Origin of the sequence: Lachnoclostridium phytofermentans ISDg (genome assembly GCF_000018685.1) — a bacterium.
GTDB classification, from domain to species: Bacteria; Bacillota; Clostridia; order Lachnospirales; family Lachnospiraceae; genus Lachnoclostridium; species Lachnoclostridium phytofermentans.
In genome coordinates, this window is record NC_010001.1 from 3,685,182 (window position 1) to 3,697,289 (window position 12,108).

9 protein-coding genes and 1 pseudogene are annotated in these 12,108 nt (G+C 37.5%); all 10 read right to left on the reverse strand.

Going from position 1 to position 12,108, the window contains the following annotated elements:
• Positions 1-2 precede the first annotated feature (2 nt).
• Positions 3-851, reverse strand: a pseudogene (locus CPHY_RS22580) (P-loop NTPase); the annotation flags it as partial.
• The gene (locus CPHY_RS15645) at positions 848-1,246 is read right to left on the reverse strand and encodes a DUF134 domain-containing protein (RefSeq protein ID WP_012201026.1); all 399 of its coding nucleotides are present in this window, start codon (positions 1,244-1,246) and stop codon (positions 848-850) included. The gene CPHY_RS15645 and the pseudogene CPHY_RS22580, both read right to left, overlap by 4 nt.
• Before the next feature lie 249 nt (positions 1,247-1,495).
• Complete coding sequence (locus tag CPHY_RS15650; RefSeq protein ID WP_012201027.1) at positions 1,496-2,857, reverse strand: MATE family efflux transporter; 1,362 nt, start codon at positions 2,855-2,857, stop codon at positions 1,496-1,498.
• Positions 2,858-3,245: 388 nt separating this feature from the next.
• On the reverse strand, positions 3,246-4,256 hold the full coding sequence (gene ilvC, locus CPHY_RS15655; RefSeq protein WP_012201028.1) for a ketol-acid reductoisomerase: 1,011 nt from the start codon (positions 4,254-4,256) through the stop codon (positions 3,246-3,248).
• 79 nt (positions 4,257-4,335) lie between these two features.
• On the reverse strand, positions 4,336-4,836 hold the full coding sequence (gene ilvN / locus CPHY_RS15660) for an acetolactate synthase small subunit (RefSeq protein WP_012201029.1): 501 nt from the start codon (positions 4,834-4,836) through the stop codon (positions 4,336-4,338).
• A 347-nt stretch (positions 4,837-5,183) separates the two neighbouring features.
• Entirely contained in the window at positions 5,184-7,157 is a 1,974-nt protein-coding gene (locus CPHY_RS15665; RefSeq protein WP_012201030.1) for an alginate lyase family protein, read from the reverse strand.
• A 190-nt stretch (positions 7,158-7,347) separates the two neighbouring features.
• Positions 7,348-8,655: an alpha-L-fucosidase gene (locus CPHY_RS15670; protein ID WP_012201031.1), complete on the reverse strand. Its 1,308-nt coding sequence runs from the start codon at positions 8,653-8,655 to the stop codon at positions 7,348-7,350.
• On the reverse strand, positions 8,648-9,643 hold the full coding sequence (locus CPHY_RS15675) for a PHP domain-containing protein (protein WP_012201032.1): 996 nt from the start codon (positions 9,641-9,643) through the stop codon (positions 8,648-8,650). The genes CPHY_RS15670 and CPHY_RS15675 overlap by 8 nt, the downstream gene beginning before the upstream one ends.
• Positions 9,644-9,704: 61 nt before the next feature.
• Entirely contained in the window at positions 9,705-10,973 is a 1,269-nt protein-coding gene (locus tag CPHY_RS15680; protein WP_012201033.1) for an MFS transporter, read from the reverse strand.
• Between the two features lie 12 nt (positions 10,974-10,985).
• On the reverse strand, positions 10,986-11,975 hold the full coding sequence (locus CPHY_RS15685; protein WP_012201034.1) for a PHP domain-containing protein: 990 nt from the start codon (positions 11,973-11,975) through the stop codon (positions 10,986-10,988).
• Positions 11,976-12,108 lie beyond the last annotated feature (133 nt).

Sequence of the window (12,108 nt, forward strand, 5' to 3'; positions counted from 1 at the left end):
AGTAATTTAGCAAGTGTCTTAGCTGCCTTATCTAACCAATCCCCTTGCAACTCTTCTGCTTTACCAGCATCCATTGTCTTTGCAATCTCTGGATTAATCGGCATTTTAGCGAGGACAGGCACACCGAATTTCGCGGAGATTTCGTCGATATGGCTTTCACCAAATACACTAATCTTCTCTTTACAGTTATGACACTCTAAATAAGAATAATTTTCAATAAAACCTAAGGTCTTTATATCCATAGCATTCGCCATATTTACGGCTTTAGATACAATCATAGATACTAATTCCTGAGGACTTGTAACGATAATAATACCATCTAAAGGTAATGATTGGAATACTGTTAGAGGAACGTCACCAGTTCCTGGTGGCATGTCGACAAAGAGGAAATCAACATCCCCCCATACCACATCAGACCAAAACTGTTTCACTGTTTGTGCTATTACAGGTCCTCTCCAAACAACTGGAGTTTCTTCATCCTCTAATAATAAGTTAACTGACATAACTTCAATTCCATTTTTTGTGATTGCAGGTAAGATGCCAAGTTCATTGGCTTCTGCTTTCTTATGAATGCCAAATGCTTTTGGAATGGAAGGTCCTGTAATATCTGCATCTAAAACAGCAGTTTTATAACCCATACGATTCATAAGAACTGTAAGATAAGATGTTACGGTGGATTTTCCTACACCACCCTTTCCACTCACAATACCAATTACTTTCTTCACACGACTATATTGATTCATCGGTGCTAATAAGTCTTCCTTGGATGGTTTTCTTGAACTACAATTGGAGCTACAACTACTGCAATTGCTAGAACAGCTGCTTTGTTGTTGATATACTTGTTCGCTCATGTGTTATCTCCTTTATGTTCTAGATTGTGCGGTGTATCATCTTTCTGACTCACTGTTTTTTCTGCCTTCATCTTACAGACTTTACATCGCTTCTCGCAGTCGCAATGCGAGGTTGCTATGGTATAATTACCACCCTCAACCAAAACGCCTTTCGCTTCGCATAATGCTTCTGAACTCTTTTTTCTTGCTGAGTATAGAATACGTTGAAATGTGCCTCTTGATACCTGCATTCTTCCTGCTGCATCTTCTTGCTCTAGACCTTCAAGGTCGCAAAGCCTCAGTGCCTCCAATTCTTCTACATTCAGTTTCACATACTCTTTTTTTCCGCTCGCAGGTGTAAATACTTTATTCTGAAAATCCGCACACACCCGCCTGCATACTCCATTTCTAGGCATATTCACTCCTATTAAAACATTTACCACACTAGCGAAGATGCGCACTCACTTTTTTTGGCGAGTAAATCGATACGTGTTTACGCACTCGCTGGTACCAGCCAGCTAACATATTTTATTCATAACAAAGAAAAGTTCGAAAAGCATACATCTCTTGTTCAAAACAAGGAAAAGTTTAGGTACTTTTTCTTTGTAGTTATTGTGCATATGCACATTATCAATTATACCCTAATGAGATAGTTTGTCAATAGCTTAACGTGTTTTCCCCGCATATTGTTTTTCTACTTGCCTTATTACAATATGATAAGAAACAAAAAGTAAAATAGACGCTGCTACCCAAGCTGCAGGTCCTGCCAAGCATATACCTGCATATCCCATAAGTCCTGGTAATATAAATGCTGCTGCAGAACGAGCTACTAATTCAAAAACACCAGCCATTAATGGCATAAAACTTCTTCCGACTCCTTGTAACACATTTCGGTAAACAAATATCAGGAATAAGAATGGGAAAAAGATGGAGCATAATCGTAAATACATCAATGCAGCATCCATTATAACTGGGTTATTTCCAACATCGAATAAATAAAGCAGTGGCTTTGAAAAAATCTGCAATAAGATCATAGCCAATACTGCAAAGGAAAGGGTTAGCATAGCACACTTTCTGACCCCAACTTTAATTCGATCCAAACGATTCGCGCCTAAATTTTGTCCTGTAAAATTAGCCATTGTAACACCAAAGGTTCCAGCTGGCTGTGTTACCAACTGCTCAACTTTTGACCCTGCGGTAAATGCCGCAATTTTATCTTCTCCAAATAGATTTAGTGCACCTTGTAAGATAATCACACCAATCGCTGTGATGGAGAACTGAAATGCCATAGGTAATCCAATCTGCAAATGTTTCCAAGCAAATCTGAGATCCAAATGAAAATCTTTTTTGGATACACGAAGCATCGGATATTTTACAAATGCATAAATTACACATGCAAGACCAGATAAAAACTGGGATAATACAGTTGCCCAAGCCGCCCCTGCAACCCCCATATCAAATGTAAGAATAAATAAAAAGTCTAACCCAATATTTAAAATAGAAGAGACTGCTAAAAAATAAAGTGGAGTCCTGCTATCTCCAATTGCGCGAAGCAGGCATGCTATCATATTATAGAGCATACAAGCAAACACACCAAGAAAGATTACTACAATGTAGTCATAAGCCTCTTGTAAAATTGTTTCTGGTGTATTTATAAGAAGTAATAAAGGCTTTGCAAGTAAAACTGCTAATACTGTTATAATAATCGTAATAGAAATTCCAAGTATAATTGAAGTAGCTACGGAGCGCTTCAATCCTTCTTCATCTTTTGCTCCAAAACGTTGAGCAGCTATCACCGCGATTCCACTTGTAATTCCAATCACAAAACCTAAAATTAAAAAGCTAAGCGGTCCGGTTGTTCCTACCGCTGCCAAAGCATTCGAGCCAAGACACTGTCCAACGATAATCGTGTCTGTCATACTATAAAGCTGTTGGACTACATTTCCAATCAGTAAGGGGATAGAGAAGAAAAATATTAATTTGGTTGGACTTCCCTGCGTCATATCTTTTGCGTTTGATTTAGCCATGTTATCCTCAATTCTTACGCTTTTGCGTTTATTAATAAGCAAGTTATGCTAACACACTAAAATGCTTTTCTATTTCTTGCTTAAGTTTAGTTGTTCTAGATTACTCATAAGAATCTGTATCGCTAACATAGAATACCATGATATACCGGAACTCGCAATGTGTTTTCCCTCAAAAATCACCCTGCTCTATTTAAAATGTAAAGCTTCCTCCTCGCTACTTGTACAGATCACTAAGCGGATATTCGCAATCCGCTTACGCTACCAGCTCTAACACATTGCCTTTACGTGACATTTTAAAACAGGGAAATCCCTCGCTTCTTAAGCGGGGGACTTCCCTGTTTTGGTTAAATTATATTTGGGTATAATTTGAGATAATCAAACACTTAAATTAGTTGTCAATTAACTTTTTCTTCTGAGTCCAGCTCATTAATCCTCTTAACTCAGCACCAACTTTCTCTAGTTGATGTTCCGATTCCATTCTTCTTTTTGCATTAAAGTTTGGACAACCAACTTGGTTCTCAAGTAACCAGTTACGTGCAAATACACCTTCCTGAATATCTTTTAGAACCTGACGCATTGCATTCTTTGTATCCTCTGTGATGATCTTTGGTCCGGTTATGTAATCACCGTACTCCGCAGTATTAGAGATAGAATATCTCATACCTGCAAACCCACTCTCGTTGATTAAGTCAACAATTAACTTCATCTCATGGATACACTCAAAATAAGCACTCTCTGGCTCATATCCAGCTTCAACAAGTACTTCAAATCCGCACTTCATCAACGCTGTAACACCACCACAAAGAACTGCTTGCTCACCAAAAAGATCTGTTTCAGTTTCTTCACGGAATGTTGTCTCAAGAACTCCAGCTCTAGCTCCACCGATTGCAAGTGCATAGGCAAGACCTAAGTCATGTGCCTTACCTGTAGCGTCCTGATGAACAGCAATTAAGCAAGGAACACCCTGACCTTCTTGATACTGGCTTCTTACGGTATGTCCAGGACCTTTTGGCGCTATCATTAATACATCGACATCTTTAGGAGGAATAATTTGACCAAAATGAATTGCGAAACCATGAGCAAACATTAATGCATTTCCTGCTTCTAAGTTTGGCTCAATAGACTCTTTATACATCTTAGCTTGCTTCTCATCGTTGATAAGAATCATAATTACATCAGCCTTCTTTGCTGCCTCTGCTGCTGTATATACTTCAAAGCCTGCTGCACTCGCTTTAGCCCATGACTTACTTCCTTCATATAAGCCAATAATCACATGAACACCGGATTCCTTCATGTTAAGTGCATGCGCATGTCCTTGGCTGCCGTAACCGATGACAGCTACTGTTTTTCCCTCAAGTAGAGAAAGGTTACAATCCTGTTGGTAATAAATCTTTGCCATTCTTTTATCCTCCTAATAAAATTACTTTTTTCTATGTTCAACCTGTAAAGCACTCTAACTAAACAAGTAGGCATACCTATTATACGTAATCAGCAATATCACCGGAACCTCTTGGCAATCCAGTAATTCCTGTTCGTACGATCTCTAAAATCTTAAATCCATCTAATAAATTAATAAATGCATCAATCTTTGCCTGATTTCCTGTTAGTTCAATCATTAAGGATTCTTTGGCTACATCGACAATCTTAGCACGGAAAATATCTGCTACCGCAATTACATCTTTGCGTTCTGATTCTCCTGCTTGAACTTTTACTAAAATGAGCTCACGGCAAACGGACTCTTCACTATGTAGTTCTTTTATTTCTACAATATCCTCAAGCTTTTGAAGTTGATTTCTAATTTGCTCTAAGATTTGTTCTTCCCCGTTTACAACAACTGTCATCCTAGAAAATGCGGGATTCTCAGTTTCACCAACGGTTAAGCTATCAATATTATACCCTCTTCTACTAAAGAGACCAGACACACGGCTAAGTACACCTGCAGTGTTTTCTACCAAAATAGATAAAACCATCTTTCTCATAAGATACTCCACTTCCGGATTCGCAGTCTTACTCGCTTTCCTAATTTAAATTTACTAATTATTGTAGCAACAGTAAATCGCTTTGTCAAGCTAAAGTACTATAGTTTTGCTTTATTTCTCATTCATATCATAACCTTTAGTTATGTTTTTGTTTAAAGCTAGAATAATAGAATTTAAAGTTATTAATCTTGCCTTATTTATCCTCCTTCAAGAACAAGCACACTTCGCAAACTTTTCCTGGTCAAAGTATGGGCATAATCACAACAAACCGCAAAGTATAACTGCCATACAGGGTGTAAAGGAAAAACGAGCGTATCGTCAATTGATATGCCCGTTTTATCACAATTTTAATATTGTAAACAGATGCCTCTTGGATTCTTATTAGAGAATAATAACACCTTTCCATAAGAACTATAACCACCTGCGAATATCAAATCCACTTCGCTAATAATTTCCTCATGTAAAAATACAACAACATATTCTTCTTCGTTTATTTTAATTCTAATTGCTTCTGCCTGTTTATCGGTTAATATCTTCCCGCTCTTTTCTAGTGAGACAGGAATTTCCTCTACTATAACATCTTGATTATCGCCCTTCTCCCCAGTAGAAATCACAGTAATCATTGAAGTACTTCCTGTTTCCTCCATGGAAACCGAAACATGGTTACAAGGTTTTAAACTGTTATATTCCGCAGACCATTCTTTTTTAGATAGCGCGATTTGTCCATGAAGGAAGAAGAATTTTGCATTACCCTTTTTTCCCTCAAAGGTTACTTGTTTTTCGTCAGGAATAATATTTCCATCTCCAGAGAAATGCCAATTTTGCATATATCTATGCGTGCCACTACCATAGCATTCATCCATTATTACGTATATACTTGGCTTAATATAAACTACTTTTCTAGATAGAAAGATTCCTTTCTCTATATAACCTAAATGGGCACCGGATACAAAATCCGCCATTTCAGTAAAACGGTATTCTCCCTTTATCGGTTGAGCCATCTTTTCATATCCCCAGCTGTTTGCACATACAGAAAATTCTTCATCATCTACGCATATGGTATTGTGGGCAGAAGGGCTCTTAAAATCTCTTCTTATTTTTGAATCTACATAAGTATAGCGGCCTGTGTCAATTAAAATATCCTCTCCATGGGAAAATAAATCAATATGCAATAGGTCTCCATGTCCATGTCCGCTTCCCATACATCCATTATGAAATCTTAAATAATCTGCATCCTTATCAAATCCGCTTCTTAGCATATAATTACCACTATCTGCTAATGCATAGGAGGTTTCTTTTGGTGCTAAGGCTTCTATTTTTTCATATAATAAATAGTCCTCTATCCCAAGATTCCATATATTTTCTTCTCTGAATCTAGTATCTGATAAAAATTTTAATATACCATCATTATAGAAACATGCTCCATGCACAAGTAAATCACCGGCATCGATATCATCACTGTCAGACTGACAAGGAATGTTCCCATTTGGTTTACACCACATAGCTAGTGCATATAACATGTTCTCTACTTTTTTGCTCATCTGTGCCGGTATCTGAATTCCAAAGCGTTTCATATGTTCTATACTGTCTATGCTGCAATGTAATACTTCTCCATGATACATCGGGCTTTGTTCCCATTGTGTACCGTCTTCAAAGATCTGTACATACAATTCCTCTTCCAGTCTTTTTACTGCTTCTTTTATCCAATCATTATTTTCAAAATAAATTCCTGCAAGTAAAAGTCCATGATTTTGAAGAATTCCCCAGTTGCTTAGCCTATGAAAGACTCCGTTTACAGACATAAGATATTCTCCATGTAAGAAAAGTATCCTTTCAAATTCATCCCAGAAGCTTTCCGGTATCTGTCCGCAATCTGCAAAAAGCATCATGCTCTTTAACCAATTCTCACATCGTATTCCCGCCTCAATACTTCTCCAAGTATTTTGCTTACTTTCCTCAGTAAGCGGTACCCGTTCCATCCAGTCCTTCGCAAGTTCCATGAATTTTTCAGCATACTTCTCATTTTTAGTACAGTTCCATGCCTTTGCTAGATTTACAAAACAGGTATGACGGTTTAATGCGAAAGTCCATTCCGGATCACCAGAAGGAATACAGTCCCATTCCACATTACCGTTAAATGTAACCGGTTGGTTTGTTCTCTCCATTTCCCAGTGTTCTCTAAATACAAAGGTATTATCACATACTAAATTAGCCTGTTCAATTAGCTCTTTCTCACTTAAACTATAATTATCTTTAAAAAATTCTGCGGCTTTATTAACATTGTTACCACACCAGAATTTTTGCAATTTTTCTCTTCTCATACCTGCTCCTTTATATCCTTTTTCCACAGTATACTTTATTTTAACCCATTAAGGAAGTCCCCCTCTTCAAAACTAAGCGTAAGCGGGGGACTTCCTTGTCTTTGTTGTAGTACAAACCCCACTGAAAAGGCAACGTAGTTCCTAATATGTTATGAGTAAGTATTATTTTGTCAGCTACACTGACAAACGATTACAAGTTTCCTTTGACTACAATCTTTAATACGGTATCTGCTTCGATGGGAAGTGGATATGTAAAATTCCCATTATTGCCAAAAGTAATAAACTTAGTTTCTGGATGCTTTCTTGGTCCAAGTGCCAAAGAAGCATCTTTTGCCTCACTACCGTCCCATAAAACCCTTATACTCTCAATCTGCTCTTTTGCAACTCCTGTTATTGGGATTGGACCAATCGGTGCTTCCATAATATGAGCATATAAAATATTTTCTTTTTGAGTATAACGTCCCCATTCTGGTCTTGGTAACTTCGCTCCTTCACAGCCATAGATGCTTTCTCCATTCATTTTCATCCATGCCCCGATCTGCCTTAAGGCCTCTACCTGTTCTTTTGGAATTCTTCCCTGTGCATCCGGTCCCACATTTAAAATCAGATTGCCGCTTTTGGATACGCATTCAACTAATTTGTGGATTAAAAATTCTGCTGATTTATAATTTCTGTCACTTGGCACATAGCCCCATGAATCATTTATGGTTGTACATAATTCCCATACTACAGGCTCACCTTTTTTATTGCAAAGCTCACTCGTTGGCATACACTGTTCCGGACTTGCAAAATCTCCAGCGATTTTACTTGGAGTTCCTTCCATAATAGAACCATGACTACTACCGCCACCTTCTAATCGGTCATTCACCAATGCCTCTGGCTGTAATCTTCTTACCATCTCCATAAGTTCGGTTGCTTTCCATTTCTCTCCCTTCATGTCCCCATAAGAGAAATCAAACCATAACAGATCTAACTTTCCATAATTACTGCAAAGCTCCTCAACCTGTCCATGCATGTAGTTTAAGTAATTGTCCCAATCATACTTGTCTTCTTTATAGGCTTCATTCTCACGCATAGGATGGAACATATCATTATATTTTGGATAGTCTGGGTGATGCCAGTCTAAAAGAGAATAATAGATTCCTACCTTTAGTCCTGCTTCACGTACTGCTTCTACATATTCTTTGATAAAATCTTTTCCTGCTTTTGTATTGGTAGATTTATAATCTGTATACTTACTGTCAAACAAGCAAAAACCATCATGGTGTTTTGCTGTAAGCACTATATATTTCATACCTGCTTCTTTAGCAAGCTGCGCCCATTGTCTTGGATCAAATTCCTGGGGATTAAATTCATTGAAATATTTTTCGTAATCTTTCGCATTTACCCTATCAAAGCTCATATACCATTCGCCCTGTCCAGGTATTGCATAAAGCCCCCAATGAATAAACATGCCAAAACGAGCATCACAAAACCAATCTGTTTTTTTACTATTCATTCCTCTTAATCTCCTTTGCTCCAATATCAGAAAGAAAGTAGGCGTTGCTATTGGCATAGAGCCCATTCTCATCTTTACACTCTACACGAATATAATTTTCATTGCCATCCAGAGTAAACCTTGCTTCAGTAAGAGTTTCTCCATAGGCAGCTACTTTACGATAACATCTGGTAGCATCCATCATCACATAGATTTTTTGAACCGGTCCAGTTTTTACCACCAATTCATTTCCTTCAATATAAAGTTCTTTTATCTCCGGTCCCATAGAACTGTAGAAATGACCTTTCATCATGGAATCCACTATGGCAGAATAAGTTAGCTCTTCTGCCTTTATCATAGTAAATCCTCCGAAGGAATCACATAGAGGATTATCAAAAGGATAGCCGTTATGATTATCATCGGTTGCCAAACACCATAACCTGTTACCTAAACGAAGCATTTCATCATAGGACTGTGGGTTATAACCGTATAACCCATCATGCTCACAGCCGTGATTGTAGATTTCCATGGCAAAAAGCCCTTTTAGTCCTTTATAATCATCATAATTTTGTAATGACCAGTAAGGGTGGTTATAGCATGCTATAAATCCCAATTCTTTCATTTCTTCCAGATACTGATTGATATAATCAAAATCTTCATATCTTCGTTCCGGACAAATCCCCTTTTCTTTTCTTTCTCTTTCATACTCAGGTTTTGTATCATATAAGTTAATATGATAGGTCTTATCTGTCGGACGTAGTCTATCTGAACTTACTTCATTTATGTCTACTTCTAGCGCTGCAAGAGCTAGGAATTCTTCATCATTTAGTTCTTCATGATTTTTGTATATTCTATGATCAGTAATTGCCATAACCTGATATCCATGTTTCTTATATATCTCCTTAGACTCTTCCGGTTTCAGTTTTCCATCTGACACAACTGTATGGCTGTGAAGGTTAGCCTTATAGAAATTTCCTGTCTCAGGCAATAAATAAATTCTATTCTTCATACTATCCTCGATTCTAGAGCTTTAGCGCCTCTTATTTATTTACTTACTTACATCTATTTACTTAATTGCTAGTTTGTGCGAATTTTCTCCAGTATGTTTTTCCAGCCATGCATACCAACATTCCTGCAACGGCAATGATGGCCCAAATAAAAATCGTGGTATCCCATCCAACTATTTCAGACAGTACTCCGATTCCATATGTGGATACCGCTCCCCCTATGTAAGCTGAGGAGTTTAGAATTCCGGAAGCAGTAGACGATTTTCCATAGGGTGCAAAATAGATAGGTACCATACTGACTAGCATCGTATTTACTGCCATCATTGCAGTTGTTGCAACACCAAATAAAATCAATACAACGACAACCGATCCGCCGGAATAAAGTCTAAGTATTAGAAGCATTACTGCACAGATTGCAAAAAAGGAAGCTGAAGTAGTAATTTCATTTCTAAAAATTTTCTTATTTACTATGGATGCCAGATACACACCGCTTAAATTAAAAATTGGTATAATTGTTGTACTGATAATGGAAACTACGGATTCCATATTGAATTCTTCGCGGATATAAGTAGGAATCCAGGTGGTTACTCCGTCCTTTAAGATTCCTTGAAACATCAGTCCAAAGCATAGGAAGATCATACCGGAAGCTAAAATCAATTTTCCCATAGAGGAACTTTGTTGTTTTATATTATTTGAAACAGATGTGATATCCTCTAACACGCCATTCTTTTCTACCTCTTTTTCTATCTTACGGCTTCCAATAAACCAAATTACCCCAATGACAGCCAAACAAAAGGAAGAGAAAAAAAACATCGTTCTCCATTGGAATTTCCACACTACGAATGCAGTAATACCATATGCTGCAAACGTACCTATGGGCACACTACTGTTGATGTTAATACAGAATGATTTTTGACGGTTTTTTGGAATCCAATCAGAAAATATTTTTATAATCGGAGACCAAATCAAAGACTGGAGCAAACCATTAATACACCATGCTGCTACCATCTGCCAGATGCTAGTGGATAGACCCATTGCCACGTTACAGATTCCCGATCCTAAAACCCCTACTAAAATCATCTTATGAGGTTTTAGCTTATCTCCCAGAATTCCACTGATAAGCTGTCCGAAACCATAGGAAAAAAAGAATGCTGTTCCAATTAATCCTGCTGCCCCTTTATCAAATCCTTCTGCCCTTATGATTTCGGTTAAACTAGCCGAATAATTCAGTCTCCCTAGATAAGTGGAAAAATAAACAATCCAGCATAACCAGAATAACATTGATTGCATTTTTTCTGATTGAAGCTTTTTTTTCTGTATAATATTATTCAAGTTTAAGTTCTCCTACTCTGTTGTAAAATCAATCGGAATATCTTCTAAGAAGTATGCATTAGAATTAGCAAAATTTCCTTTTTCAGTGCGGCAAGCTACACGTATAAAGCCTTCTCTTCCGGTAAGGGTAAATCTTGCCTCTTTTATTCTTTCACCCGGAGGAGCTACCTTCATATAACAGTTCTTTCCCTCCATCTTTACATAAATCTTCTGAACCGGACTTGTCTCTACTACCAATTCATTGCCTTCTATATACAATGAATTTATAATAGGACCCATGGAGCTGTAGAAATCTCCTTTTTCCAGTGCTTTCATTACTGCTGGATAAGTAAGTTCCTTTGCTTTTATCATGGTAAATCCTCCAAAGGAATCGCACAATGGATGCCCAAAGGGATACTCATTATGATTGTCATCGGACGCTAGACAAAAGATTTTCTTCCCACTTCTTAACATCTCATCGTAGGCCTGTGGATTATAACCATACAACCCATCAAGTTCACAGCCATGATTATAGATCTCCATAGCAAAAAGTCCTTCAAGCTGAGTATATTCATCATAATTTTGCATAGACCAATAAGGATGATTATAACTTGCTAAGAATCCAAGTTTCTTCATCTTCTTTATATATGAATTCACATAGGAGAGATCATAATTCCAATAATCTGCCGCGCAATATCTTGCTTTCTCCTCCGGCATCTCATCAGGATTGGTATCGTAGAAATTAATATGAAACATTCTAGTTCTAATTCTTTCCTTGCCCGGACGTATTTCATTAATATCTGTTTCTAATCCTGCCAGTGCCAGAAAATCTTTTGAATTTAATTCAGGATGAGGACAATATTTCTTGTGATCCGTATAGGCCACAATCTGGTATCCATTCTTTTGATATTCTTCCTTTACCTGCTCCGGTGTCAGCTTTCCGTCTGAAATCGTTGTATGGCAGTGTAAATTTGCTTTATAAAAATTCCCCTCTTTAGGAAGTAAATAAATTCGTTCCTTCATTTCTCTTCACCTACTTTCTTATATTCGAAGCGGATACTCGGAGTCCGCTTCGCTACTTTCCTCATTATATCCTATGTCAGTATCCTAAAGAAAGCGCTGCCAAATGCTCTGGCAGCGCTTTCTTATCTCAGTC

Bases quoted from the DNA above. Each gene is read 5' to 3' on its own strand.
- CPHY_RS15645 (WP_012201026.1), bottom strand. From the start codon at position 1,246: ATGCCTAGAAATGGAGTATGCAGGCGGGTGTGTGCGGATTTTCAGAAT.
- CPHY_RS15650 (WP_012201027.1), bottom strand. From the start codon at position 2,857: ATGGCTAAATCAAACGCAAAAGATATGACGCAGGGAAGTCCAACCAAA.
- ilvC (WP_012201028.1), bottom strand. From the start codon at position 4,256: ATGGCAAAGATTTATTACCAACAGGATTGTAACCTTTCTCTACTTGAG.
- ilvN (WP_012201029.1), bottom strand. From the start codon at position 4,836: ATGAGAAAGATGGTTTTATCTATTTTGGTAGAAAACACTGCAGGTGTA.
- CPHY_RS15665 (WP_012201030.1), bottom strand. From the start codon at position 7,157: ATGAGAAGAGAAAAATTGCAAAAATTCTGGTGTGGTAACAATGTTAAT.
- CPHY_RS15670 (WP_012201031.1), bottom strand. From the start codon at position 8,655: ATGAATAGTAAAAAAACAGATTGGTTTTGTGATGCTCGTTTTGGCATG.
- CPHY_RS15675 (WP_012201032.1), bottom strand. From the start codon at position 9,643: ATGAAGAATAGAATTTATTTATTGCCTGAGACAGGAAATTTCTATAAG.
- CPHY_RS15685 (WP_012201034.1), bottom strand. From the start codon at position 11,975: ATGAAGGAACGAATTTATTTACTTCCTAAAGAGGGGAATTTTTATAAA.